Source organism: Rhizobium sp. 22-785-1 (assembly GCF_053521965.1).
The window spans coordinates 296,467-323,053 of sequence record NZ_JBNWDI010000005.1 but is presented as its reverse complement, the minus strand read 5'-3'; the positions used below and the strand labels follow the sequence as shown (position 1 = coordinate 323,053).

Annotated in this window: 24 protein-coding genes; 16 read left to right on the top strand and 8 right to left on the bottom strand. The window is 55.8% G+C overall.

Features of this window, described 5'->3' with window-relative positions; genetic code table 11:
• Positions 1–11 precede the first annotated feature (11 nt).
• Positions 12–494 carry a protein-export chaperone SecB gene (gene secB / locus ACQZ5M_RS13020; protein ID WP_296016126.1) on the top strand — a complete coding sequence of 161 codons (483 nt, stop codon included), beginning with the start codon at positions 12–14 and terminating at the stop codon, positions 492–494.
• A gap of 79 nt (positions 495–573) precedes the next feature.
• Here the strand turns inward: secB and dnaQ are convergent, their stop codons facing one another.
• The 5 genes from dnaQ to ACQZ5M_RS12995 are packed head-to-tail and all read right to left on the bottom strand — an operon-like array spanning position 574 to position 4,223.
• Positions 574–1,278 carry a DNA polymerase III subunit epsilon gene (dnaQ, locus tag ACQZ5M_RS13015; RefSeq protein ID WP_296077910.1) on the bottom strand — a complete coding sequence of 235 codons (705 nt, stop codon included), beginning with the start codon at positions 1,276–1,278 and terminating at the stop codon, positions 574–576.
• A 56-nt stretch (positions 1,279–1,334) separates the two neighbouring features.
• On the bottom strand, positions 1,335–1,922 hold the full coding sequence (coaE, locus tag ACQZ5M_RS13010; protein WP_296077911.1) for a dephospho-CoA kinase: 588 nt from the start codon (positions 1,920–1,922) through the stop codon (positions 1,335–1,337).
• A complete protein-coding gene (locus ACQZ5M_RS13005; RefSeq protein WP_296077913.1) occupies positions 1,919–2,779 on the bottom strand; it encodes a shikimate dehydrogenase in 861 nt (286 codons plus the stop codon). The genes coaE and ACQZ5M_RS13005 overlap by 4 nt, the downstream gene beginning before the upstream one ends.
• Positions 2,772–3,371: a Maf-like protein gene (locus ACQZ5M_RS13000; protein ID WP_296077914.1), complete on the bottom strand. Its 600-nt coding sequence runs from the start codon at positions 3,369–3,371 to the stop codon at positions 2,772–2,774. The genes ACQZ5M_RS13005 and ACQZ5M_RS13000 overlap by 8 nt, the downstream gene beginning before the upstream one ends.
• A 30-nt stretch (positions 3,372–3,401) precedes the next feature.
• Positions 3,402–4,223 (bottom strand): pyruvate, water dikinase regulatory protein, encoded by an 822-nt coding sequence (locus ACQZ5M_RS12995; RefSeq protein WP_296077915.1) that lies wholly within the window; start codon positions 4,221–4,223, stop codon positions 3,402–3,404.
• A 409-nt stretch (positions 4,224–4,632) separates the two neighbouring features.
• Between ACQZ5M_RS12995 and hemE the strand changes: the two genes are divergently transcribed.
• The 8 genes from hemE to ACQZ5M_RS12955 all read left to right on the top strand — a co-directional run bounded on the left by hemE (position 4,633) and on the right by ACQZ5M_RS12955 (position 13,449).
• The gene (gene hemE / locus ACQZ5M_RS12990) at positions 4,633–5,667 is read left to right on the top strand and encodes a uroporphyrinogen decarboxylase (RefSeq protein WP_296077917.1); all 1,035 of its coding nucleotides are present in this window, start codon (positions 4,633–4,635) and stop codon (positions 5,665–5,667) included.
• Positions 5,664–6,209, top strand: coding sequence for a protoporphyrinogen oxidase HemJ (gene hemJ / locus ACQZ5M_RS12985; RefSeq protein WP_449079932.1), 546 nt, complete (start codon positions 5,664–5,666; stop codon positions 6,207–6,209). Before hemE ends, hemJ begins: the two co-directional genes overlap by 4 nt.
• A 184-nt stretch (positions 6,210–6,393) precedes the next feature.
• Positions 6,394–7,659, top strand: coding sequence for a transcription termination factor Rho (gene rho / locus ACQZ5M_RS12980; RefSeq protein WP_296016142.1), 1,266 nt, complete (start codon positions 6,394–6,396; stop codon positions 7,657–7,659).
• Positions 7,660–7,836: 177 nt separating this feature from the next.
• Entirely contained in the window at positions 7,837–9,159 is a 1,323-nt protein-coding gene (gene mnmE, locus ACQZ5M_RS12975) for a tRNA uridine-5-carboxymethylaminomethyl(34) synthesis GTPase MnmE (RefSeq protein WP_449079931.1), read from the top strand.
• A gap of 51 nt (positions 9,160–9,210) precedes the next feature.
• Complete coding sequence (mnmG, locus tag ACQZ5M_RS12970) at positions 9,211–11,088, top strand: tRNA uridine-5-carboxymethylaminomethyl(34) synthesis enzyme MnmG (RefSeq protein ID WP_449079930.1); 1,878 nt, start codon at positions 9,211–9,213, stop codon at positions 11,086–11,088.
• 11 nt (positions 11,089–11,099) lie between these two features.
• A complete protein-coding gene (gene rsmG / locus ACQZ5M_RS12965) occupies positions 11,100–11,717 on the top strand; it encodes a 16S rRNA (guanine(527)-N(7))-methyltransferase RsmG (RefSeq protein ID WP_296034979.1) in 618 nt (205 codons plus the stop codon).
• 20 nt (positions 11,718–11,737) lie between these two features.
• Entirely contained in the window at positions 11,738–12,532 is a 795-nt protein-coding gene (locus ACQZ5M_RS12960) for a ParA family protein (protein WP_296016200.1), read from the top strand.
• A gap of 38 nt (positions 12,533–12,570) precedes the next feature.
• Positions 12,571–13,449, top strand: coding sequence for a ParB/RepB/Spo0J family partition protein (locus tag ACQZ5M_RS12955; RefSeq protein ID WP_296016150.1), 879 nt, complete (start codon positions 12,571–12,573; stop codon positions 13,447–13,449).
• Positions 13,450–13,802: 353 nt separating this feature from the next.
• Here the strand turns inward: ACQZ5M_RS12955 and ACQZ5M_RS12950 are convergent, their stop codons facing one another.
• On the bottom strand, positions 13,803–14,003 hold the full coding sequence (locus ACQZ5M_RS12950) for a DUF1674 domain-containing protein (RefSeq protein WP_296077921.1): 201 nt from the start codon (positions 14,001–14,003) through the stop codon (positions 13,803–13,805).
• Between the two features lie 115 nt (positions 14,004–14,118).
• On the opposite strand from ACQZ5M_RS12950, the gene htpX reads away from it, so the two are divergent.
• The 4 genes from htpX (at position 14,119) to purH (ending at position 20,261) form a co-directional block, all read left to right on the top strand.
• Complete coding sequence (htpX, locus tag ACQZ5M_RS12945; protein WP_296034974.1) at positions 14,119–15,072, top strand: zinc metalloprotease HtpX; 954 nt, start codon at positions 14,119–14,121, stop codon at positions 15,070–15,072.
• The gene (locus ACQZ5M_RS12940) at positions 15,069–16,454 is read left to right on the top strand and encodes an RsmB/NOP family class I SAM-dependent RNA methyltransferase (RefSeq protein WP_449079929.1); all 1,386 of its coding nucleotides are present in this window, start codon (positions 15,069–15,071) and stop codon (positions 16,452–16,454) included. Before htpX ends, ACQZ5M_RS12940 begins: the two co-directional genes overlap by 4 nt.
• A gap of 376 nt (positions 16,455–16,830) precedes the next feature.
• Entirely contained in the window at positions 16,831–18,510 is a 1,680-nt protein-coding gene (locus tag ACQZ5M_RS12935; RefSeq protein ID WP_449079928.1) for a heparinase II/III family protein, read from the top strand.
• Positions 18,511–18,644: 134 nt separating this feature from the next.
• Entirely contained in the window at positions 18,645–20,261 is a 1,617-nt protein-coding gene (gene purH / locus ACQZ5M_RS12930; protein ID WP_449079927.1) for a bifunctional phosphoribosylaminoimidazolecarboxamide formyltransferase/IMP cyclohydrolase, read from the top strand.
• A 79-nt stretch (positions 20,262–20,340) separates the two neighbouring features.
• On the opposite strand, the gene ACQZ5M_RS12925 is transcribed toward purH, so the two are convergent.
• Positions 20,341–21,873, bottom strand: coding sequence for a UxaA family hydrolase (locus ACQZ5M_RS12925; RefSeq protein WP_449079926.1), 1,533 nt, complete (start codon positions 21,871–21,873; stop codon positions 20,341–20,343).
• 43 nt (positions 21,874–21,916) lie between these two features.
• Complete coding sequence (locus tag ACQZ5M_RS12920; protein ID WP_449079925.1) at positions 21,917–22,609, bottom strand: FadR/GntR family transcriptional regulator; 693 nt, start codon at positions 22,607–22,609, stop codon at positions 21,917–21,919.
• Positions 22,610–22,866: 257 nt separating this feature from the next.
• Here ACQZ5M_RS12920 and ACQZ5M_RS12915 point away from each other — a divergent pair, with 257 nt between their 5' ends.
• From ACQZ5M_RS12915 to ACQZ5M_RS12905, 3 genes are all read left to right on the top strand, one after another.
• Complete coding sequence (locus ACQZ5M_RS12915) at positions 22,867–24,432, top strand: sugar ABC transporter ATP-binding protein (RefSeq protein ID WP_296077929.1); 1,566 nt, start codon at positions 22,867–22,869, stop codon at positions 24,430–24,432.
• Positions 24,433–24,440: 8 nt separating this feature from the next.
• Entirely contained in the window at positions 24,441–25,463 is a 1,023-nt protein-coding gene (locus ACQZ5M_RS12910) for an ABC transporter permease (RefSeq protein ID WP_296016168.1), read from the top strand.
• Positions 25,464–25,609: 146 nt separating this feature from the next.
• Positions 25,610–26,551, top strand: a complete 942-nt coding sequence (locus tag ACQZ5M_RS12905; RefSeq protein WP_296034964.1) for an ABC transporter substrate-binding protein — start codon at positions 25,610–25,612, stop codon at positions 26,549–26,551.
• Positions 26,552–26,587: the final 36 nt, after the last annotated feature.

Here is a 26,587-nt window from a genome sequence, read left to right as displayed (position 1 = left end):
CGAGGCACATCATGACCACTGAAAATGGCGCACAGAACGGCGCGGCGCCGTCTCTCAATATTCTGACCCAGTACACAAAGGATCTTTCGTTCGAAAATCCGGGTGCGCCGCGTTCGCTTCAGGCTCGTGATGGCGCGCCTTCGATCAACATCAACGTCAATGTCAATGCAAACCCGATTTCCGGTTCCGACTTTGACGTCGTCCTGACGCTGAATGCAGAAGCCAAGGATGGCGACAAGGTTCTGTTCGTGGCCGAGCTGACCTATGGCGGCGTCTTCCGCATCACCGGTTTCCCGCAGGAACATATGCTGCCGGTTCTGTTCATCGAGTGCCCGAGACTGCTCTTCCCATTCGCCCGTCAAATCATCGCAGACGTGACGCGCAATGGCGGCTTCCCGCCTTTGATGATCGACCCGATCGATTTCGCGCAGATGTTTGCCCAGCGCGTTGCCGAAGAACAGGCCCGCTCTCAGGTTCAGGCCGTCCCGAACTGATCGGATCGCCCAAGACCATTCTGTAACCCGGGTTCATCGAGCCCGGGTTTTTTGTTGTCCGGTGTCTTGCACAGAGAGTTCAAGAAGGCTGGCGATATTTATTCCAAATCGCCTTCTCACCCATCGACTGCAAAAGCTTTTCGTGCGCGGCTAGCGCCTGCACATCAAGGCGTGACGGCAGTGGCCGCTCGCGCTGCAGCGGTGGCGTAGGACGATCATCCTCTTGTGCGGTGATTTGCGTTTTAGACGCAGAGCCGAATCCAAGTGCCGTCTGCCGGCCACCGATCATCTCGATATAGACGTCGGCCAGAAGTTCGGAGTCAAGAAGCGCTCCGTGTTTGTCGCGACGCGAGTTATCGACACCATATCGACGGCAGAGCGCGTCCAGGGAGTTCGGACCCATCGGATGTTTGCGGCGCGCAAGCGCAAGCGTATCGGTTACCCATTCCGGCGATACAGGCTCGATGCCAAGGCGCGCAAATTCCGCATTGACGAAACCCATATCGAAGGTGGCATTGTGCGCTACCCAGCGGGCACCATCGAAGAATTCCCGAATCTGGTCCACAACCTCGGCAAATTTGGGCTTATCCTGCAGAAACTCATCGGTGATGCCGTGGACTGCAAGCGCATCGGGATGGACTTTCCGGTCCTCCGGATTGATGTAGATATGGATGCTTCTTCCGGTCGGAAAATGATTGATCAGCTCGATCCCGCCAATTTCGATGATACGATCGAATTTGGATTCCAGACCTGTGGTTTCCGTATCGAAAATGATTTCGCGCATCGGAATGACTGCCCTTCTGATATGATCGCTAGTTTCGCAAGGTCGCGTACGGAGTTTTAAGTCCGTTGCGAGAGCACTTGAAGCACCGAGCGAACCTGCATTCTCGCGTCCTCGATACCATGTCCCGTATCAATGATGAAATCCGCTTTTCGACGCTTGTCCACATCCGGCATCTGCCGGGACAGGATCATCGCGAATTTCCCTTCCGTCATGCCAGGACGCGACAACACACGTTCACGCTGGATCTCTGGCGAGCAACTGGCCACCACAACAACATCGACGCGGCTCTCTGCCTTCGTCTCGAACAACAGAGGAATATCCAGAAGCGCAACCGCTTCGCCATTTTGCTTATGCTGGGCGACGAATGCGTCCTGCTTGCTGCGAACGAGTGGGTGGACAATGCTCTCCAGGACCGAAAACTGAGCCGGATTCTCACGCAGGATATGGCTTAGGACGTCACGATTCACCCTGCCCTCTTGCACCGCTTGCGGGAAAGCGACCGCAATCGGAGAGACGGCCTCGGAGCGATAAAGATCATGAACCACGGCGTCTGAATCGCAGACTGGCACACCCTCGTCGGCAAAGAGTTTTGCAGTTGTGGTCTTTCCCATTCCAATGGAGCCGGTCAGACCTATGACAATCATGCGTGTTCTTCCATATCCGCGATAATCATCGACCGAAGGTTCGACGTAACGTCCGGCCTGACGCCGAACCACTTATCGAAGCCTGGACGCGCCTGATGAAGAAGCATGCCGAGCCCGTCGACGGTTTCAAATCCCTGCCTCTCTGCCATATCGAGAATAGGCGTTTTCAGAGGCACATAGACGATATCTGTCACAACGGCGTTTTCTGCCAATGGTGAAAAGTCGATATCGCGCACGTCCGTCCCATCCATGCCGAGCGAGGTGGTGTTGACGAAAAGCCCGCAATCCTTCGACACTTCCGCAAGCGCTTCCATGGGGTGCCCGTGGACGGCTGGACCGAACCGGTCTGCGAGTTCCCGCGCTCGTTCCACGGTGCGATTGACCACATGGATTTCGGAAATACCGCGATTGCGGATAGCCTGTATGACAGCGCGGCTGGCGCCCCCTGCCCCCAGAACCAATGCCTTGCCGCTCTTGTCCCATCCCGGATGTCTGTCATCCAGATTGGCAACAAAGCCAAAACCGTCCGTGTTGGTGGCGTGGATCAGTCCATCCTCAACCCAAACCGTATTGGCAGCACCGAGCTCTTCAGCCAGATCGTCCGGCCTGTCTGCGAGTCTGTAGGCAGATTCCTTGTGGGGAATCGTCACGTTCCCACCAACATAAGGCGTATCGGTCCCCTTCAAATAAGCGAGAAACGAGGGAAATTCCTCCGGCGATTTTTCTACCGCTCCGTAGTTACCGTCGATCTGAAACTGTTTGAGCCAGAAGTTGTGAATGAGCGGCGAACGCGAGTGCTTGATTGGGTAGCCAACGACGAAAGCATTTTTGGTTAATGTTTCACGTGAATCAGCCATCGATCACCCTAAGCTCCCGTAATTGCGCCAGCAGAGGAAGGAGCGGCAGCCCCAAGATTGTAAAGTAGTCTCCCTCGATCGAACTGAATAGCTGGATTCCTTCTCCCTCCAACTGGTAGGCTCCCACGCTGGACAGCACTTGCGAGCCGGATCGTTCGAGGTAGCGCGACACATAATCGGCAGACAGTTCACGCACCGTCATCTTTGCAATGCTGACGGTATCCCAAATGACTGCGCCGTTCTTCGCGAGTGCTACGCCGCAATTCAGACGGTGCGTCTTTCCAGACAGTGACAGGACGTTGGCGTGCGCCTGCGCCATATCTTTCGCCTTGTGGTAGATTCGGTCGCCGAGCGACATCGTCTGGTCCGAACCGATCACGAAGGCTTCCGGATGTAAAAGACTGACGGCAATAGCCTTGGCCTTAGCGAGCTCCAGAGCGATAACCTCGGGAGCGGCGCCGTCTTGCTCGAGCTTTGTGTCGATTGCGCGCTCATCAATTTGCGCCGGAATGCTGGAAAATGTAAGACCTGCATTGCGCATGAGCATCTGGCGCGAGGCGCTGGCAGATGCAAGTATCAGTTCGGACGTCATGGTTGTCTCCGATGAATGTCGGGATTCGGATTAGCGTGTCCGTTGGCGCAGGGCAAGGATAGCAGCGGCCGTCTCTTCGATGGAGCGCCGTGTGACATCAATCAGAGGCCAGTTGTTGCGAGCACAGAGCGCGCGGGCATATTTCAACTCTTCCATGATTGTGGCCCTGTCGATATATTGTCCCCGGTCGAAGCCACCCGTTGCTCCAAGTTCCCGGTTTTCGCGGATTTGCGATATTCTGTCGGAGGTTGCGACAAGTCCTACGATCAACGGTTTCGTGGCCGTATAGATGCTGTCAGGCAGGGGAACGTTCGGCACAACCGGTATATTCGCGGTCTTGATGCCGCGGTTGGCGAGATAGATGCTCGTCGGCGTTTTCGAGGTGCGGCTGATCCCGATGATGACGACATCCGCCTCATCATAATGCTCCGGCATCTGTCCGTCATCATGGTCCATGGCGAAATTCAGCGCTTCGATACGGGCGAAGTAATCTGCATTCAGTGCATGCTGCGCACCAACGCGCCGGCGTGAGGTTGCCCCCAGATAGCTCTGGAAAATGCCGATAATCGGTTCCAGCACATTGACGCAAGGGACACCAAGCGCGTGGCATTGAAGTTCTAGGAAGGACGACAGTTGCTGATCGACGATGGTGTAAAGCACAATGCCGGGCTGGCGATCGATCTCTTCTACCACCGCCTGCAATTGCTTTTGATTTCGGATCATCGGATAGACATGTTCAATCGGCATGGACGCGTGGAACTGCGCCGATACAGCCCGCCCGGCAGACATCAGAGTCTCTCCGGTCGAGTCCGATATCAGGTGCAGATGGAAGAAGTTTTTTTTATTCTCCACGCTGTTTTTGCCTCCCTGTTGATAAAGCTGGACAAGTCCGACATGGCGCGCGCGGTCGATCCTGCGTGGCGGAAAACCGCCCACTTATCCACACTTCGGTGTTTGGTGTAGCAAGCAGAAAGGCTGCTGTGAATCGTTGGGATAAAGAAAAACATCTTTCATGTTGTCCCCCTGTTATCCACAGCTCGTCTCACAAAGGAACGTATGACAAGGTTTTGAAAATTAATACGAAAATTGGATTTCCCAAGGAATGCTGAGGAACCGCGTGTAATGATCACACAAGAGCCAAGGCGATCCGCCCACTGCGGCATATCAGCTTGAAAGTTTTTAATCCTTGCTACTCACCGACTCTAAGAAATAGAAAATCTTTTAAATCTCTTTGTTTTTTTATTTGGAAGAGCTGCGCGCAATGATCGAACGGAACGTCATGAGGGTTTTGAACGGAGAAACCGTAAGCCCTCCTCCTATCTGGCTTATGAGACAGGCTGGAAGATACCTTCCGGAGTACAGGGAAACGCGAAAGGTCGCAGGAAGTTTCCTGGACCTCTGTTACAATCCAGAGCTTGCAACCGAAGTCACGCTTCAGCCGATCCGCCGCTTTGGCCTCGATGCTGCAATCCTCTTTTCCGATATTCTGGTCGTCCCGGATGCTTTGAAGCGAAACGTCAGTTTCTCCGAAGGCAAGGGACCGCAGATGGATCCGATCAGCGCGTCTGAAATCGAAGCGCTGGATGCCTCAGGTGTTATCGGTTATCTCGATCCGGTCTTCAAAGCTGTCGGCAAACTGCGTGCTGAATTACCTCAACAGACCACGCTGCTTGGCTTCTGCGGTGCGCCGTGGACCGTTGCGACCTACATGATTGCAGGTCATGGCACGCCCGATCAGGCACCTGCCCGGCTTTTCGGCTATCAGCATCCACATGCTATGGAAAAGCTTCTGGCGTTTCTGGCGGAGGTTTCGGCGGACTACCTGGTGGCGCAACTCGATGCCGGTGCTGACGCCGTGCAGATCTTCGATTCCTGGGCAGGGGTGTTGGGCGAGAAGGAGTTTGAGGCTTATGCGGTCAAACCGGTGGCTAGGATCATCCAGTCCGTCCGCGCGCGCAGGCCAGATGCCAAGATCATCGCCTTTGCGAAGGGCGCCGGCATTTTGTTGAAAGATTACCGACGCAAGACCGGAGCTGATGCGATCGGTCTCGACTGGAGCGTGCCACTGTCCTTTGCGCGCGAGTTGCAACAAGACGGCCCTGTTCAGGGTAATCTCGATCCCATGTTGATGATTGCCGGTGGCAAGCCGTTAGAGGACGGGATTGATTCGATCCTGCAATCTCTCGGCCATGGACCGTTAATCTTCAATCTCGGCCACGGTATTACGCCCCAGGCCGATCCCGAGAACGTGGCCCGTCTGGTGGCGCGGGTGCGTGCTCAGGGAGCGTCACTGTGAGCGAGGAAAAGCAGATTTCGGCGACGGCGGGCCGTAAAACGCATCTTCGTGCTGCTGCCGCTCTCGCCGTCTTCATCGGCTTTATCGCGCTGATCCTGCATGTCGATCCGGCGGACGCCTATCTCTGGATCAAGGCTCTGCACATTGTGGCTGTCATCTCATGGATGGCGGGTCTTCTCTACCTGCCGCGGCTCTTCATCTACCATACGGATGCGCCTGTCGGCTCAGCACAGTCTGAAACCTTCAAGGTGATGGAACAGCGGCTGGTAAGGCTGATCATGAACCCCGCCATGATGGTGACGTGGGTTCTTGGCCTTTACCTTGCATGGTCTGTCTATGGCTTCACCGGTGGCTGGCTTCACGCCAAAATTGCTCTGGTGATCGCTTTGACAGCGACCCATGTTTATTTCAGCCGTAGTGCAAAAGCCTTCGGCCGGGATGAAGACAGACGTTCTGCCCGTCACTGGCGGTTGATGAACGAGGTTCCTACGGTTCTCATGATCGTCATAGTCATACTTGTGGTTGTGAAACCGTTCGGATAACTGACGATCACGATAATTTTCCCGGAATTGTTGCTTTGCTCTTGCGGCGGCGGGCCCGAAACGCTATTTTCAGCCTACTCATCTCCTGGCATGTGAATTATTCAGACGGCTGCGGTTGCACCTCAGAAGCTGATTCGCGAACACGCCGCTCCCCCACATATTTTTAAAGACGGTCTTTCTCTTCATGGCTGAAATGAAGCTACAGGAACTCAAAAGCAAATCGCCGACCGATTTGCTGACGTTTGCCGAATCCCTGGAAGTTGAAAATGCGAGCACCATGCGCAAGCAGGAGCTCATGTTCGCTATTCTCAAGATGCTGGCAAGCCAGGATGTCGAGATCATCGGGGAAGGCGTCGTAGAAGTTCTACAGGATGGCTTCGGCTTTCTCCGCTCTGCCAATGCCAACTATCTGCCCGGCCCCGATGATATCTATATCTCTCCCTCCCAGATCCGCCGCTTCTCGCTGAAGACCGGCGATACGGTCGAAGGCCCTATCCGTGGACCGAAGGAAGGGGAGCGCTATTTCGCGCTTCTCAAGGTCAACACAATTAATTTCGACGATCCGGAAAAGATCCGTCACAAGGTTCACTTCGACAACCTGACGCCGCTTTATCCGAATGAGCGCTTCAAGATGGAGCTTGACGTTCCGACGTCGAAGGATCTGTCGTCTCGCGTCATCGATCTTGTCGCGCCCCTCGGCAAGGGCCAGCGCGGTCTGATCGTCGCGCCCCCAAGAACCGGTAAGACGGTTCTCCTTCAGAACATCGCTCACTCGATCACAGCGAACCATCCGGAATGCTACCTCATCGTTCTTCTGATAGATGAACGGCCCGAAGAAGTGACCGATATGCAGCGTTCGGTAAAGGGCGAAGTCGTATCCTCGACCTTCGACGAGCCTGCGGTGCGCCACGTCCAGGTCGCGGAAATGGTGATCGAAAAGGCCAAGCGTCTTGTCGAGCATGGTCGCGATGTGGTGATTCTGCTGGATTCGATTACCCGCCTTGGTCGCGCCTATAACACCGTCGTGCCTTCTTCCGGCAAGGTTCTGACAGGTGGTGTCGACGCCAATGCGCTTCAGCGTCCAAAGCGTTTCTTTGGTGCTGCACGTAACATCGAAGAGGGTGGCTCGCTCACCATCATTGCCACGGCCCTGATCGATACCGGTAGCCGTATGGACGAAGTGATCTTCGAAGAATTCAAGGGTACGGGTAACTCCGAAATCGTGCTTGATCGCAAGGTCGCCGACAAGCGTATCTTCCCTGCCATGGATATTCTTAAGTCCGGCACCCGTAAGGAAGACCTGTTGGTGCCGCGTCAGGATCTTCAGAAGATCTTCGTCCTTCGCCGTATTCTGGCTCCGATGGGCACAACCGATGCAATCGAATTCCTTATCGACAAGCTCAAGCAGACGAAGAACAATGGCGACTTCTTCGACTCGATGAACACATAATCTAATTAGCCGGATTCTCGCGGCGAATTATGGGCTGCGCTCCTGAACCGGGCGCGGCCATTTTATTTGGAGCGCGACGCGCCGTTTGCTGTGGACGCTCTATTCGTTTGACTCGTGGCATCGTGCTCGTCAAAGGCCGCTTCGACCTTGGAGCCGATGCAAGAAGTGAGCGTTGGCATGTCCTACTCGACTGATACGATTTATGCTTTATCCAGCGGATCACTCCCCGCAGGGGTTGCGATCATCAGGATAAGTGGGCCTAGCTCCCTCGACGCCTTACGAAGCTTGGCAGGTGATGAACTGCCCCCTCCGCGCCAAGTTGGTCTGAAAACGATTCGTGGCCGTAACGGCGATGTTATAGACCAGGCGCTGGTTCTTCAGTTCCCCTCCCCTCACTCATTTACGGGAGAGGACTGTGTCGAACTCCAAGTTCATGGAAGTCGGGCGGTGGTCGCGGCAATATTCGCGCTGTTGGAAACGATGCCTGGGCTACGTCCCGCAGACGCTGGAGAGTTCTCAAGACGCGCCTTCGATAATGGCAAGATGGACCTTGTCGAGGTTGAAGGTCTTGCCGATCTCCTGCAAGCCGAAACGGAAATGCAGCGCCGCCTCGCGGTGGAACAGAGCAGCGGCCATCTGTCTGCGCTCTATGACGGCTGGGCAAACCAGTTGACGCGCTGCAGAGCCTTGATCGAAGCAGAACTTGATTTTGCTGACGAGGATGATGTGCCGGATTCTGTGGCGGGTCAGGTCTGGGCCGCCGTTCGTAGTCTGGAAGGTGAGCTTGCGCGCCATTTGGCGGATGGGCAAGGGGCTGAGATTATCCGAGATGGTTTTAAGGTCGCTCTTTTGGGTGCTCCAAATGTCGGAAAATCGAGCTTGATGAACGCTCTAAGCGGCCGTGAGGTGGCAATCGTGACAGAGATAGCCGGCACCACTCGCGACGTACTCAGCGTCGATCTCGACATAGATGGCTACCTGGTAACACTTTTCGATACTGCGGGGCTGCGTGATGCGACAGATATTGTTGAGCAAGAGGGGATAAAGCGCGCAGAGCGCACGGCGGAGCAATCCGATCTCGTTCTTTACCTTGTGGACATCGATTCGGAGGCGGAACATTTTGTCGCAAAGCCTCATGCTCACAGCCTACTCGTGCGGACGAAAGCTGATCTGGCATCCCATCACCCTGGGCCAGCTGATCTCCTTATCTCCGCAAAAACGGGGTCAGGCCTAGATGCGTTAAAGTCAGCCATCAAAAAAGCAATCGATCATAGGGTTGGAATTGCTGGGAACCTTATGCCTGCCCGATCAAGGCATAAAAAACGGCTTGAAGAGACGCTGAACTATGTTAGGGATGCGCTAAATTCTGAAGGTATGGAACTTGCAATCCGTTCGGAGTACCTTCGTCTAGCAGCGACGTCGCTAGGACGTATCACTGGCAGAGTGGACGTTGAGGACTTGCTCGGCGTCATATTTTCCGAGTTCTGCATCGGTAAATGATTCACGTGAAACACAAGGCGTCCCTTCGCCTCGTTCTTTGTTGGAAATTCGATGGTTTATGATGTCGTCGTCATTGGTGGTGGTCATGCTGGCAGTGAGGCTGCGGCTGCGTCAGCGCGTTACGGCGCCCTGACCGCCCTCTTAACCCACAAGCGAGACACTATTGGCGTCATGTCCTGTAATCCGGCGATTGGCGGATTGGGCAAGGGTCATCTTGTCCGGGAAATTGACGCTCTAGACGGCTTGATGGGCCGGATGGCGGACGCAGGTGGCATTCAGTTTAGGATGCTCAACCGCAAGAAGGGACCTGCTGTTCGCGGCCCTCGCACACAGGCAGACCGGCGTCTTTACCGCGAGGCCGTGCAAAAAGAAATTGCGAACACCGACAACCTGGACGTTATCGAGGGTGACGCATACGATGTCGAGATTCAGGACGGACAGATAGAGGCGGTGATCCTCAGCGATGGCCGCAGGATTGCCTGTCGTGCAGTCGTATTGACAACCGGCACATTTCTCCGCGGCCTCATTCATATCGGATCCGAAAAGATTCCAGCAGGTCGTGTTGGCGAGAAACCCTCGGTTGGACTGTCTGACACTCTGTCTCGCGCCGGGCTGGCACTTGGGCGGCTCAAGACTGGAACACCTGCACGGCTCGACGGTCGCACGATTGATTGGGCTGGGTTGGATAAGCAGGGGCCGGATGAAGAGCCCGTTCCCTTCTCGTTCATGACGGATCAGATCACGAACCCGCAGATCGATTGCGGCGTAACGCGTACGACGCCTGAAAGCCACAAAATCATCCAGGATAATATTCACCTCTCCGCGATGTATTCCGGCCAGATCGAAGGGGTTGGTCCTCGCTATTGCCCATCGATTGAAGATAAAATTGTTCGTTTTGGGGAGCGCGACGGCCATCAGATCTTCCTCGAACCTGAAGGGCTCGATGATCACACCGTATATCCTAACGGTATTTCAACGTCGCTCCCTGCTCATGTGCAAGAAGCGTTCATTCACTCCATTCCGGGGCTTGAGCGCGTCTCTATTCTTCAACCAGGCTACGCGATCGAATACGATTATGTCGATCCGCGTGAGTTGAAGCCATCTTTGGAATGTAGAAAGGTTCCCGGTCTATTTCTCGCGGGGCAAATCAACGGGACCACCGGTTATGAAGAGGCTGGAGCGCAGGGCCTGGTCGCGGGGCTGAATGCTGCTCGTCTCGCGGGTGGAGCTGAAGCGCATATCTTCAGCCGAACTGACTCTTACATAGGCGTGATGATCGACGATCTCACATCGAAAGGCGTCACGGAGCCCTACAGGATGTTTACCTCTCGAGCCGAATATAGACTTTCTCTCAGAGTGGATAATGCCGACCTCCGACTGACTCCGACAGCACTCGATCTCGGACTTGTTGGTCAGGAGCGTGCCACGAAGTTTAGAGCTTATACGGGAGCATTGGAGACTGGCCGACAGCTCTTGAAGCAATTGGCGATAACGCCTGCGCAAGCTGCAAAGCAAGGATTAAAGCTCAATCAGGACGGTCAACGTCGTAGCGCCTATGAACTATTGGCTTATCCAGAGATGACACTGGAGGCTTTAAAGCCGATATGGCCTGCGCTGAACGATCTGGCACCACGAGTTTCAGAGGTACTTGAGATCGAAGCGAGCTACGCTGTATATATGCAGAGGCAAAGTGCTGATATCATTGACATCAAACGGGACGAAGATCGTCAGATACCCGAGGGTTTCGAGTTTGGTGCCATCTCCGGCCTCTCTAACGAATTGAAACAAAAACTTATTGCTGCCAAGCCGATCAATATTGCGCAGGCGGCACGTGTTGACGGAATGACGCCGGCTGCAATCTCTCTGATCCTTGCGCTGATTAAAAAAGGGACTTATACGCGAGCGGAGCAAATCCGCTTACAGCCCTAACGAGTCCCAATATGACGATAAACGGCCAAAGTGTTTCACGTGAAACACAGGACCGGCTCGAGCACTTCGTCGAGCTTTTCAAGAAATGGAACGCAACAACCAACTTGGTCGCGCCTTCGACTTTGAAGGACGTCTGGTCTCGGCACGTTGCCGATAGTGCCCAGATTTTCCAACTCGCTCCGAAGCCTCTGGTTTGGGCTGATCTCGGCAGTGGTGGAGGTTTTCCGGGTATCATCACGGCTATTTTTCTTGCTGAACTCAAGGATGGCTGGGTTCATCTTGTCGAAAGCAACCATAAGAAGGCTGCATTTCTCCGTATCGCATTGGCGGAGACTGGAGCTCGGGGTTCCGTTCATCCTATCCGAATTGAAGCGGCGTCCGATATTATCGGCCCATGCGATGTTGTATCTGCGAGAGCGCTGGCAGAATTGGATCTTTTGCTGTCCTATATCCATCCTTGGGCGGCGAAGAATGAAAATCTCAAGGCCTACCTCAATAAAGGCCGGGATTATGAAACTGAGGTTGCGAAAGCCCGTGGTCGTTGGTCATTCGATCTGTTAAAACATCGAAGTGCGGTCGATGAAGACTCGGTTGTTCTCGAGATTCACAATCTGTCGACGAAGCGCTGATCCAGCAAGCCAGGTGCAGCATTATGTCTGATAAGAACCGGATTATTACGATAGCAAATCAGAAAGGCGGCGTTGGTAAAACCACGACGGCCATTAATCTTGCAACTGCGCTGGCCGCGATTGGCGAGCGGGTTCTGGTTGTTGATCTTGATCCGCAGGGCAACGCCAGCACGGGGCTTGGTATCGATCGTCGGGAGAGAAAATTATCGTCCTACGATTTGCTTGTGGGCGCCAACAGCGTGGCTGAAGTCGCCGTGCCGACAGCTGTTCCCAACCTGGATATCATTCCGTCGACGATGGATCTGCTTGGCTTCGAAATGGAAGTGGCAAATGCGCCGAACCGCGTTTTCCTGTTGCGCAATGCTTTGCGGAGCATGGAAGCGATGGCCTATTCCTATATTCTGCTTGACTGCCCCCCGTCCTTTAATCTTCTGACGATGAATGCGATGGCGACGGCTCATTCCGTGCTCGTGCCACTGCAATGCGAATTTTTTGCGCTGGAAGGTCTGAGTCAGTTGCTGGACACGGTCAATCAGATTCGCGGAACGGTAAATCCGGGTCTCGATATCCAGGGCATTGTTTTGACGATGTTCGATGCACGCAACAATCTGGCGCAGCAAGTCGTCAACGATGTGAGGACCCATCTGGGCGATAAGGTTTACCATACGCTCATTCCGCGAAATGTGCGTGTGTCCGAAGCGCCGTCCTATGGTAAGCCTGCCATTCTCTATGATCTGAAATGCGCTGGCAGCCAGGCTTATCTGCAGCTAGCCTCAGAGGTCATTCAGAGAGAGCGTCTGCGCAAGGCTGCCTAAAGATCGGTTGGTCTTCGAGATTTGGTACGGAGTAAAATATGAGTGACGATCTTTCCAAACGTCGTTTGGGTCGCGGTCTTGCTGCCCTCATAGGTGAGATGGATCAGCCCCTTCCTGTCGGCGAGCCGCAGCGGGCGATCAGCCCTGACCGCACGGTTCCTATCGAATTTATCGCGCGTAGCCCACGCAACCCGCGCCGTCATTTCGATGAGAACGAATTGCAGGACCTTGCCGCGTCGATCCGTCAGCATGGTATCGTCCAGCCGGTCGTCGTTCGGACTGTCGATCAGAACCGTTTTGAAATCATTGCCGGTGAACGTCGCTGGCGTGCAGCTCAACTTGCCGGTTTCACCGAAGTTCCCGTTATCGTTCGTGATGTCGATGATCGGACCGCGCTTGAGCTTGCAATCGTCGAAAACGTTCAGCGCTCCGACCTGAACCCGCTCGAAGAAGCGCTGGGTTACGAGCAATTGATCGCTGAACATGGCTACACTCAGAATGATCTGGGTGAGATTATCGGCAAGAGCCGTAGCCACGTGGCTAACAGCCTTCGTCTTCTGAAGCTTCCCGACCCTGTGCGCGACATGCTGTCGGAGGGGTCGCTTTCCGCTGGTCACGCCCGTGCGTTGGTATCCACATCAGACCCCACCACGCTCGCCAAGACCATCGTATCAAAAGGTCTATCCGTGCGCGACGCTGAGCGCATGGCGCAGAACGACATCCGATCGCAGCTTGATCCGATGCAACCGCGCAAACCGGAAAAGGATTCCGACACAGTCGCGCTGGAGCGGACGCTTTCCGATGCCCTCGGTCTCGACGTGTCGATCAGTCACAAGGGTAATGGTGGTCAGGTGCGTATCAATTACAAGACGCTGGAGCAGCTTGAAGCTGTATGCCGCCTGTTGGAGCAGCGCTGACAACGAGCGGTCGCAGATCACACGATTTGTAAGAACTATATCCGGGGCGGCTGGTGGAATGGCATCCGCCCCTCCTCTTTGCCAGCTAAGGCGGAAGACCCGTTTTTTCACATGACGCTGCAATAGGTTTAACGGTCTTGCGTGACATCCTCGGCTCTGCACTGCAAGTCGCTGCCGGAGTGCAAAGTGTCTGCCAGAAAAATTCTGTCCGTACGAAGCGCCGAGATGACTTTTCCCTGTTTCATCACGCCGGGCTGCGCCACGATCATCGTGGTTCAGATTCTTTCGCATATTGGAATACAAACTAAGTAATTGTTATTAGAAAATAAAATGCATTGGGATCATGGAAGCGATCAGAAATCGATCGCTCTGCCGTTTATCTCGTAGTCTCCAAAACGCACAGGTTCGGCTCCGCCGCGTCCTCCGGTTTCTGGAGGGAGCTTTAATGCCTCGGCTTTGCGACGTCGTTCTTCAGCTTCCTGCAATGCGCGTTGCGCAGCAGGCGAAAGCACCTTCTTGTCTTCGTTCGCATTGTCGTTATCGGCGTTCTGCATGGGCTTCACCCTCGTCACGGCATATTGAAAAGCAGTTCTCTATAACCAGATTATAGAAAACTGGCCGGTTTGGTAAGTCTCGGCCGCCAATTGATTGCTTCGACGGAGATGCTGGATGAATTTGATGCGTACGGCCATGCTTCTGGCCTTCATGACGGCGCTCTTCATGGGTGTCGGATTTCTCATTGGCGGCAAGGGCGGAATGATGATCGCGCTGGTGATTGCCGCGGGCATGAACCTGTTCTCGTACTGGAACTCCGACAAGATGGTGCTTGCAGCCTATCGAGCCCGGGAAGTGGATGAACGAAACGCGCCGGAATTCTTTCATATGATCCGCGACCTATCGCAGAATGCCGGTCTGCCAATGCCGAAGGTCTATGTCTACGACAATCCGCAGCCCAATGCTTTTGCTACCGGCCGTAACCCTGAGAATGCAGCAGTGGCCGCCTCCACCGGGCTTATGGAAATGTTGACACCTCAGGAAGTCGCAGGCGTCATGGCGCATGAACTGGCGCATATCCAGAACCGCGACACCTTGACGATGACGATAACCGCTACGCTTGCCGGGGCGATTTCCATGCTCGGCAACTTTGCCTTCTTCTTCGGCGGCAATCGTGAGAACAACAATCCGCTTGGATTCATCGGCGTTCTCGTTGCGATGATCGTCGCTCCGCTTGCAGCCATGCTGGTACAGATGGCGATTAGCCGCACACGCGAATATTCAGCGGATCGACGCGGTGCCGAAATCTGTGGCAATCCGCTTTGGCTTGCCTCTGCTTTGCAGAAGATTGCCGGGGCTGCCCAACACATTCATAACAACGACGCTGAGCGTAATCCTGCCACAGCGCACATGTTTATCATCAACCCGCTGTCAGGCGAACGAATGGACAACCTGTTTTCTACCCATCCGAATACGGATAACCGGATTGCAGCGCTTCACGCCCTGTCGCAAGAGTTCAGCCAGGCATCGACCTATCGCGCCACAAGTGGTAATGCCGTGCGCAAATCACGTTCCGTTCCGACAACCGGTCGTGGCACAAACAATCCGCAAAAAGGTCCCTGGTCTTGACATCATCCAACGCCCCTGCCCGGCCCAAGTTCAACAAGAGAAAGCCTGCGCCGTCCGACGCGGGTGGGTCAGATGGGGAATGGAAGCCGGGGCTGTCGGCCCGTATGGCGGCGGCAAAGATCATTTCTGCCGTCATCGACAAGAAGACGTCTCTTGACGGAATGATGGATGCGGAACACGGAAATCCAGCCTACCGCGCGCTTAACCTTGCGGATCGCGCATTGGTCCGCGCTATCGTCAACAGCGCGTTGCGTCACTTGCCCAGAATCGAAGCCGCGATCTCCATGATGCTGGACGGGCCTTTGCCCCAAGGCGCCCGTTCCTTGCATCATGTTCTAGTGGTTGCCGTCGCCCAGATGCTCTACCTCGATGTCCCCGATCACTCTGCAGTCGATCTGGCCGTGGAACAGGCGCACCGCGATCCGCGCAACAAGCGTTTTGTCAAACTTGTCAACGCCGTGTTACGCCGCCTTGGCCGCGAGAAAGACACGGTCATGGCGGCAATAGAGGCCATTGCGGTGCTTCCGGACTGGTTCTACGGCAGATTGGTAAAGGCCTATGGCGAAGAGACAGCGTCGCGTATCGCGGCCTCTCAGCTTTTGCCCTCCTCTATCGATATTACCGTCAAATCCGATCCCGCACATTGGGCGCAGGTGCTGGGCGGAACCGTTCTGCCGAATGGCAGTGTGCGGCTTGGAGCATTCGAAGGCCAGGTTTCTGCCCTGCCGGGTTTTGCTGAAGGCGAGTGGTGGGTGCAGGACTTTTCTGCCAGCATGCCAGTACGGCTGATGGGAGACCTGTATGGCAAGCGCGTTGCGGATCTTTGTGCGGCACCTGGCGGCAAGACCGCCCAGCTCATTCTTGCAGGGGCCAAGGTCACGGCGCTGGATCAATCGGGAAATCGTCTGAAACGACTTCGCGCCAATCTTGAGCGGCTTGGATTCGAAGCCGAAACGGTCGAAGCCAACATGCTGAAGTTTCAACCGGACGCGTTGTTCGACGCAGTCCTACTTGATGCTCCCTGCTCGTCCACCGGCACGATGCGTAAACATCCCGATGTCAGTTGGACCAAGGATGAGAAGGATATCGCCAAACTTGCCGCGCTTCAGGAGCAGATGCTGCGACACGCTGTGACTCTGGTCAACGATGGCGGCATGATTATCTTCTCCAACTGCTCCCTTGATCCCTCGGAGGGAGAGGAAATGGTGGGGCGCGTGCTTTCATCCGATCCCCGTTTGGAACGAGTTCTGGTCGATGCGAAAGATTTGCCAGGCATGGAAACTGCCATCAATGATAATGGTGATTTGCGCACGACCCCGGACATGTTTGGCGGTGTGGATGGATTTTACGCTACGGTGCTGCGTAAAAAAGCCACCTCATAAACTCCTGCTAAATCACACTCGACCCGGTATTTGGTGCTGTCAGCCGTGAACCTTGATCGCGGCGCTTCCTGATATTCTCCACGGGTGTGCGAACGTGTCTCTCGTTCCCGCCCAATTTTTCAGCGAATGCTGTATAGGTGACTCGGCGTGGTGCGCTTGCCCCTTTATTCGTTTACAGAATATGAAGTTTTTCGTGAAACTTTATCCATCTTCTTTCATCGCGCTTCATATGCACCCTCTCTAAAAGCATGGTCCGCGCAAAAGCATGCAGCGATTTTGTGATCAAAACATGCGAAAAAACGAGGACCTAAAGCGTAGGAAGTGCATCTGAAAGATCGCGACACGCTTTAAACTCTGCGAGGCAGGAAAAACACGTTTGGCGAGCTCTCTGAACAATCGCTTCAGCGTTGCGGTTTATGTCCTGCGCACGATCCGTAGCCGCATCATGGTGTCCGTCGCACCCGTGCGTCTGAAGCTGTGGAAGCTTTCCAGCCGAGTTCCAAGCGCGCTCGTGGCAGCGCCGACGGATTTACGTGCCGTCGATCCTTATGTTGCCCAGGAACTGGTGCATGGGCGAATCTTCCTGGCTGGACGCATTCTGGAAACCGGCGGTCTTTCTCCCTTTTTGCTCGAGGCTCCTTCAACCGCCTTTGAAGCGCGGCTGCACGCGTTCGGCTGGCTAAGGCATGTACGGGCCAGCAGATTGGAAGAAGCCGGTCACCGTGCTCGGATGCATGTGGCGGAATGGATGAGCCTGCACGGCAAACGCATTCGCGGCGTGGCCTGGACGCCGGAATTGGCAGCCCAGAGATTGACGTCCTGGCTCTCTCATTCGCCAGTGATCCTTCAAAAGGCGGACACCAATTTCTACAGGCGCTTCCTTAAATGTATCGGGCTGCATGTCGCCTATCTCGGATTAATCGCCAAACATGTGCCGGATGGTGAAATCCGCCTTAAGATTCGGATTGCCCTTGCCATGGCCTCCATCTCCATGCCGAACAGTGCCACGAAGATCGCCCGGCAAGGACGAAAACTCGACCATGAAATGGAACGTCAAATCCTTTCGGACGGTGGACATGTATCGCGTAATCCGCGCGTCATGCTCGAACTGCTGCTGGATCTGCTCCCGCTTCGGCAAAGCTACATCAATCTCGGCCACGACGTGCCGGCAGGCCTGGTGCCCGCCATCGATCGCATGTTTCCAGCGATCCGCTTCTTTCGTCACCAGGATGGCGATCTGGCCCTGTTCAACGGAACGACCGCCACGCTTGCAAATGAACTTGCCTCGGTTCTGCGCTATGATGAAACGGCGGGAAAGCCATCGCGATCACTGCCCGATCTTAACTATCATCGACTGTCTGTCGGCGACACGGTCGTTATCGTCGATACGGGTAAGCCTGCGTCCATCGAGTTATCCCGCAGCGCCCATTGCGGCTGCCTATCTTTCGAGCTTTCTTCGGGCCGTTATCGCTTCATCGTCAATTCTGGCTTCCCGCAATACGCGTCTGCAGCCTTCAAGCGCGTCAGCCGTAGCACCGCCGCCCATACCACCGTCACGATCGCAGACCGTTCATCGGCCCGAATTTCCAATTCCAGCCTTCTCGGTCCGGTCGTCGTAGCGGGCATTGACGAGATCGAGGTCGACCGGCGCATCGATGAGAAAAAGGCCGATATACTGAGCGCCTCTCACGATGGTTATATCAATCTCGGCTACATTCATCAGCGTGAGCTGGAACTGAACGCGGCCGGCAACAAGATCAGGGGGCGTGACTGGATCAGGCTTGTGGAAAAGCGGCAGCCCGAGCCGGCCGAGGCAGTCTGTCGTTTCCATGTTCATCCACTGATCGAGCTTACTCAGGAAGATGAGGAAACTGTGTTGATGCAGGCGCCGGATGGTACGGCCTGGACATTCACAGCGCCGGCGCGGCAGGTTACGATTGCTGAAGACGTCTTCATGGCGGATGCATCCGGCATAAGGCCTTCGCAGCAGATCGAGGTTGCTTTCCAGCTTCCGGAAACCACCGAGATCCGATGGCTTCTCGAGCAGAGAGGCTGATGCGTCTTTCAAGCTGGCTTTCCCGATAAAGCCCACCGCTCTGTTTATTAATCAATCAAGCTGTGCTAACGCGGCGACAACCGCCGGGGCGCGCTTTCTCCGGCTCATCCTCCACCGTTTACGGAGTTGCCACGATGGCCGTCGTTTCCAAGAAGATCCCCGCTCCCGACAAAGTTCGCATCCGCACCGCGCTTCTGTCCGTCTCCGACAAGACCGACATTATCGAGCTCGCCGGCGCACTGGTGAAGCTGGGTGTGAAGCTGCTTTCTACCGGTGGTACATCCAAGGCAATTGCCGAGGCAGGTCTCCCGGTCACGGACGTATCCGACATCACCAAGTTTCCGGAGATCATGGATGGCCGGGTTAAGACCTTGCACCCGAATGTGCATGGCGGGTTGCTTGCCATTCGCGACGATGCCGAGCACCAAGAGGCCATGCGCGCCCACGGTATCGAAGGCATCGACCTTTCCGTCATCAATCTCTATCCGTTCGAAGAGGTTCGCGCCAAGGGTGGCGACTATCCGACGACAGTCGAGAATATCGATATTGGCGGTCCAGCGATGATCCGCGCTTCCGCCAAGAACCACGCCTATGTGACGGTTGTCACCGATCCTAGTGATTACCCTGAACTTCTCGAGGCCTTGCAGGCCGATGACGGTCAGACGTCTTATGCGCTGCGCCAGCGATTTGCCGCCAAGGCCTATGCCCGTACCGCCGCTTACGATGCCGTCATTTCCAACTGGTTTGCAGAGGCTCTCTCCATAGAGACGCCGCATTACCGCGCCATTGGCGGTACGCTGAAGGAAAAGATGCGTTACGGCGAAAACCCGCATCAAAGTGCTGGTTTCTATCTGACGGGTGAAAAGCGCCCTGGCGTGGCAACCGCCACGCTGCTGCAGGGAAAAAAGCTTTCCTACAACAATATCAACGACACGGACGCTGCCTATGAACTCGTTGCCGAGTTCCTGCCCGAGAATGCGCCTGCTGTTGCTATCATCAAGCACGCCAACCCTTGCGGGGTCGCAACGGGTTCGACGCTGCTTGAAGCCTACAAGCGTGCACTTGCCTGCGACCCGGTCTCGGCCTTTGGCGGCGTTATCGCCCTGAACCAGACACTCGATGCGGAAACCGCGGAAGAAATCATCCAGCTGTTCACCGAAGTCATCATCGCACCGGATGTCACCGAAGAGGCAAAGGCGATTGTCGCGCGCAAGCCAAACCTGCGTCTCCTCTCCGCCGGTGGCCTGCCCGATCCGCGCGCTGCCGGCATCACCGCCAAGACCGTGTCGGGTGGTCTCCTAGTGCAGAGCCGAGACAACGGCATGGTGGAAGACCTCGATCTGAAGGTCGTCACCAAGCGTGCGCCGACGGCGCAGGAGCTTGAGGACATGAAGTTCGCCTTCAAGATTGCAAAGCATGTGAAGTCGAATGCGGTGATCTACGCAAAGGACGGCCAGACCGCCGGTATCGGCGCCGGTCAGATGAGCCGAGTGGACTCTGCCCGCATTGCAGCTCAAAAGGCAGAAGACGCTGCCAAGGCCATGGGTCTCGCAGAGCCTTTGACAAAGGGATCGGCGGTTGCGTCGGAAGCCTTCTATCCCTTCGCGGATGGCCTTCTTGCTGCAATAGCTGCCGGTGCAACCGCTGTCATTCAGCCGGGCGGCTCCATGCGTGATCAGGACGTCATCGACGCGGCAGATGCCCATAACGTCGCGATGGTGTTTACCGGCATGCGCCATTTCAGACACTGAGACTGATACTGTTCAGAAGAAAGGCCCGAAGATCATTCTCCGGGCCTTTTCTTTGTCTATCGATGTTTCATGTGAAACGTCAGGTGACAGCACCGACCTGCCACGGCACGAATTCGTTGTCGCCATAGTCATAGATCTCGCTGACAGTCTTCTCACCTGATGCGACCGCGATGATATGGTCGAAGATCCGCTGACCTGCTTCCTCAATCGTCTCCATACCGGTGACGATTTCACCGCAGTTGAGATCCATATCCTCCTTCATGTGTTCAAACATTTCGGAGTTGGTAGCAATCTTGATGCAGGGCGCGGGTTTGAAGCCGGACACCGAGCCACGGCCCGTGGTGAAACAGATGACATTGCATCCGCCCGCCACCTGACCTGTCACGGCGACCGGGTCATAGCCTGGCGTGTCCATGAAGACGAAGCCGGGTTCGGTCACGGTTTCGGCGAATTCATAGACCGCCTTCAGCGGCATGGAGCCGCCCTTGGCAACAGCGCCCAGCGACTTTTCCAGAATGGTGGTGAGGCCACCAAGCTTGTTGCCGTGGGACGGATTGTTGTTCAACTCGTCGCCGTTGCGCGCTGTATAATCGCGCCACCAGTCGATGCGCTGTAGCAGCTTTTCAGCAACCGCAGGCGTCACCGCACGGCGCGTCAAAAGATGTTCTGCGCCATAAATCTCAGGTGTTTCCGCCAGAACAGTGGTCCCGCCGTTGCGAACGATGAGATCCGATGCGTAGCCGAGCGCCGGGTTTGCCGAGATGCCGGAATAGCCGTCCGAACCGCCGCATTCGAGCGCCAGCTTCAATTTGGACAGAGGCTGCTCGGTACGCTTTGCAGCATTGACGATCGGCAGCATCTCTTTGATGTTGGCAATTGCCGCTTCGATGGTCTTGCGCGTGCCGCCATGCTGCTGGATCGTCATCGTCCGCAGGCGGTCGCCCTCTTCCATCTTGTAGTGTTCAAGGATCGGCGCGATCTGGTTTGTCTCGCAGCCAAGCCCGATCAGCAGGATACCGCCGAAATTCGGATGGCGGGCGTAGCCTTGGATGGTCCGGATCAGCAGGCGATAGCCTTCCGACTTGGTGTTGAGGGCGCAGCCCGTGCCGTGGGTCAGGGCCACGACGCCGTCGACATTGTCGAAACCGGCGAGCCCGCCCTCCTTGTTGAAATAGTCGGCAATGTAACGCGACACTGTCGCCGAACAGTTCACAGAAGCGATGACGCCGATGTAGTTGCGCGTGCCGGCACCGCCCGTTCCGCGATCATATCCCATAAAGGTCCGACGTTCGGCTTCCGGCAACATGCCTTTTTCTTCGATATCGACACTGAACTGATGCGCATGTTCGGATGGCACCATTGCGAGGTTGTGCAGGTGAACATGGCGGCCAGGTTCGATATCCTGCGTCGCGACGCCAATCACCTGACCATATTTGATCACCTCTGCGCCGCTCTTGATCGGTTGCAGTGCGACCTTGTGGCCGCGCCCGATCAGATCAAGCGCCTTCAGATCACCGCGCCCTATTTCCGTATCCTTAGGAATGGGTCGGCGGGCGACCGCAACGTTGTCTTTGGTGTTCAGCAGAATGGTCGTTTCGGTATTCTCAGTCACTCTTTTCCTCCTCCCGACAGGATCGCTGCCGAGGCATGTTTAATTACGTCTCGATCCAGCGCCGTCTCGAGTTTTCCAAGTGGATACGCATCGCCGCCTGTGCCAGCAGCGGATCGTGGCTTTCCAACGCGGCCAGGATCGCCTCATGTTCTTCCAGTGCAAAGCCCCAGGTGCCGCGGTCTTCGAACTTCACGCGCAATTGCGTGGAGATGGGGCTATGCCTGTCATCGAAGAGGTCAGCCACCAGCCGCGCAAGAATGGTGTTGCCAGATTGCTCGGCAATCATGGTGTGAAACCTTCTATCCTGATCGAGCGGTTTACGGCCGGCTTCGATCTCCCTCTTCATTTCATCGAGCGTTGCTCTGAGTGACAAGAGCCCCGCGTCATCAATCCGGCTTGCCGCCATAACAATGGTCGCTCCCTCAAGTGTTGAGCGCGCCTGCATCAGTTCGGAAGGACTGTCCCCCAAAGAACGGGTTCGCGCTTGCTGGGCTCCGTTCTCCAGCGAGACATAAACGCCAGAGCCCATGCGAATCTCAACGCTGCCGTCGATTTCAAGCGCGATCAGCGCTTCGCGTAGCGAAGGCCGCGATACTCCGAGTTTCTGAGCCAGATCTCTTTCCGATGGCAGCCGCGTGCCAGGCTGAAACTCTCCACCGTCGATCAGATCGCGGATCTGGTCTGCGACCTGCTGATAGAGGCGTCTCGGCTCCACGATTTTGGCCTGACCATTCATCTGAGGCTCACGATCATCCTGAGGGGGTTGAAGATTTGGCCTTACCGTAAACCTTACGGAAGGTATTGGCAAAGATATATTTCATCTACTTGATTTCATTTGAAATTATCAGATTAATTACGTTCTGACGTTTAGGGTTCAATATGTTCAACAATAAAAAATCATAAATTGGCTTGACCACCCAAAAAATGCGGCCTAACCATTGCGACCATTGAAGCGCTCTGCGGGAGAACGGAGCGGCTATTGGGAGGTAGCGGATGTCGCAAGGCGCATCGTCCATTTCGAGCCATGATGACACACGTCACGACGCGCTTCAGGCGTCCGGTACGCTTTTGCGTCTTGAAGACATCTGCAAGGAGTTCCCAGGCGTCAAGGCTTTGAGCGATGTGCGTTTCGACTTGCGCTCCGGCGAAGTCCACGCCGTCTGCGGCGAGAACGGTGCTGGCAAGTCCACCTTGATGAAGATCATCAGCGGTGTCTATCAGCCCACCAGCGGTACCATCCTGCACAAGGGCCAGAAAGTCCAATATGCTTCCCCGCTCGAGTCTGAGGCGGCGGGCATCGCCATCATCCACCAGGAACTCAATCTCGTTCCGCATTTGAGCGTTGCCGAAAACATTTATCTCGCTCGTGAGCCGAAAAAAGGCTTTCTCGTAGACCGCAAGAAGTTACGCGCTGACGCCGGACGCTGTCTTGATCGGCTCGGCGTAGACATCAGTCCCGATATGCTCGTGCGCGGCCTTTCGGTGGCGCAATGCCAGATGGTCGAAATAGCCAAGGCGCTTTCGCTTGACGCCGAAGTGCTCATTATGGATGAGCCAACGTCATCGCTGACCGAGCAGGAAACACGCCTGCTGTTCAAGGTCATCCGCGACCTGAAGGCCTCTGGCGTCGGCATCGTTTACATTTCCCACCGCCTGGACGAGATGGCCGAGATCGTCGACCGCGTTACCGTGCTTCGCGATGGACGCTACATCTCGACGGATGATTTCAAATCTATCACGGTCGATGACATCGTTACCCGTATGGTGGGTCGCTCGCTGGAAGAGAAGTTCCCGGAGCGCACCTCCAGGCCGACGGACGAGGTCATCTTCTCCGTCAACGGCTTGACGCGGACGGGCATGTTCCACGATGTCAATTTTGAGCTGCGCCGGGGAGAAATCCTCGGATTTGCGGGGCTGATGGGGGCCGGTCGCACCGAAGTCGCACGGGCCATCTTCGGCGCGGATGCTTTCGACGCCGGGACTATCACCTTCGAAGGCCGCGAGCTCTCGATCAAGTCTCCGCAGGATGCCATCGAAGAGGGAATTGCCTATCTTTCCGAGGACCGGAAGAGCGACGGACTGGCGATCAAGATGTCGGTCGCAGCCAACACTTCGCTGGCAAACATGGAAGAGGTTTCAAACCGCTTCGGCCTGATCGACTTCAAGAAACATGATGAGGTCGCGCAGCGTTATGTCGATCTCCTGAATGTTCGCACCCCTTCGATCAAGCAAACAGTTCGCCTCCTGTCCGGCGGCAACCAGCAGAAGATCATCATCGGCAAATGGCTGTTTCGCCAGTCGCGCATCCTGTTCTTCGATGAGCCGACCCGCGGTATCGATGTCGGTGCGAAGTTCGCTATCTACAAGATCATGGACGAGCTCGCTGCCCGCGGGATCGGCGTCATCCTCATCAGTTCGGAACTGCCCGAAGTGTTGGGCCTGACGGATCGTATCGCTGTGTTCCACGAAGGAACGATTACCGGCGTGCTGGAAACGGCCAAGACCAATCAAGAAGAAATCATGCGCTATGCCTCGGGCTATAGCCGCAAGGGGCAATGAGGTAAGACATGTCGAAAGCACCTGAACCCGTTAAGACCTCCGCGCTCAGCGACAGGCAGAAAGACATCATCCAGAAGTTTGCCGCACTCGGCAGCCTCGTGGTGCTGGCAATCGTGTTTTCGGCCACCAGCAGCGCTTTCTTCAGCGTCAACAACGCCATGACGATCGCGCTGCAGGTCACGTCCATCGCTCTTTTGGGTATTGGTGCAACCTGCGTCATCATCACCGGTGGCATCGATTTGTCTGTCGGCTCGGTTCTGGCGCTGGCTGGCGTGGTCGCAGCACTTGCGGTGAAGGAACTCGGCATGCCGGTTCCGGTCGGCATGTTCCTCGGTATTCTGACCGGCTCGCTCTGCGGTCTGATCAACGGTTTCCTCGTCACCCGCTTCAAGCTGCCGCCCTTCATCGCAACGCTTGGCATGATGTTGATTGCGCGTGGTGTGGCGTTGCAGATCACTGGCGCCCGTGCCGTCTCCGGCCTAGGCGAATCCTTCGGTGAGCTTGGCAACGGTGCCCTCTTCCGCATCGTCAATATCGGCGACGACGGGTTCCCGAATGTGGTGTTCCCGGGCATCCCTTACCCGGTCATCTTGATGGTCGTCATTGCGCTTGCCGTGGCCTTCATGCTGAACCGCTCGGTTCTCGGACGCCACATCTATGCGGTCGGCTCAAACGCCGAAGCAGCTCGGCTCTCGGGCGTCAATGTCGCTCGCGTCACCAACTTCACTTACGTTCTTTCCGGCACGCTTGCGGGTCTGACGGGCTGCGTTTTGATGTCGCGCCTCGTTACCGCACAGCCGAACGAAGGCGTGATGTACGAGCTTGACGCCATTGCCAGCGCCGTCATCGGCGGCACCTCGCTGATCGGTGGCGTCGGAACGATTTCAGGCACGGCAATCGGTGCATTCGTCATCGGTATATTGCGCAACGGTCTCAACATGAACGGCGTCTCTGCCTTCACGCAGCAGATCATCATCGGCCTCGTCATCTTGATGACCGTTTGGATCGACCAGCTGCGCAACCGCCGTTGATTGCAGTGCCAGCATTTTCAGCGAAAGGGTTTTCGGTTTTGCCTCCGAAAGCACTCTAGCTTCTGAAAGGGGTGCGGACCCTATCCGCGGGACAGCCGGTGTCGAGAAGAGGAGCTCTCCCTTCGCCGGTATAAATGGAGGAAGACATGAAGAAACTGACGACTGTTCTTTTAACATCCGTGATCGCGCTTTGGAGCGTGTCCGCGGTGCAGGCTGGCGAAATCGCCGTCATCGTCAAGACAGTCAATTCGACATTCTGGCAGAACGTTCAGAAGGGCGCCGACGCTTCGATGAAGAACGCCAAGGGCGAAACGATGACCTTCCAGGGTCCGGCGTCCGAATCCGCCATTGCCGACCAGGTCAACATGGTCGAAAACGCGGTCAACCGTAAGGTCGACGGCATCGTGCTTGCACCGTCCGATCCGGACGCTCTTCTGCCAGCCGTCAAGAAGGCATGGGAAGCCCGCATCCCAGTCGTGCTGATCGACTCGCAGCTGGCCAAGGGTGGCGAGCAATACTACCAGTCTTTCCTGGCGACCGACAACAAGAAGGCCGGTGAGCTTGCAGCCGAAGAAATGATCAAGAAGGTCGGCAAGGAAGGCAAGATCGCGGTCATGTCTTACGTTGCGGGTGCCGGTTCTGAAATCGGCCGCGTCGGTGGCTTCATCGACTACATCAAGGCAAATTCCAAGCTGGAGATCGTTGGCCCTTATTACTCTCAGTCCCAGATGGCGACCGCTCTGAACCAGACCACTGACGTTCTGGCCGCCAACCCCGACCTGAAGGGCATCTTCGGCGCCAACGAGCCGACCGCAATCGGCGTCGGCCGTGCGCTCGCTCAGTCCGGCAAGGCTGGCAAGGTCGTTGCCATCGGCTTTGACGGTAACGAAGATCTCCAGAACTTCGTCAAGGATGGCACACTGTCTGCGATCGTCGTTCAGGGATCCTACCAGATGGGCGAAAAGGGCGTTGAAACCGTCGAAAAGCTGATCAAGAAGGAAAAGGTCGAGAAGTTCGTCGATACCGGTGTCGTTGTCGTCACCAAGGACAATATCGACAAGCCGGAAGCCAAGAACGTTCTGTACTGATATCCTTCCTTCGCCATGCCCGGGATCGTCTCGGGC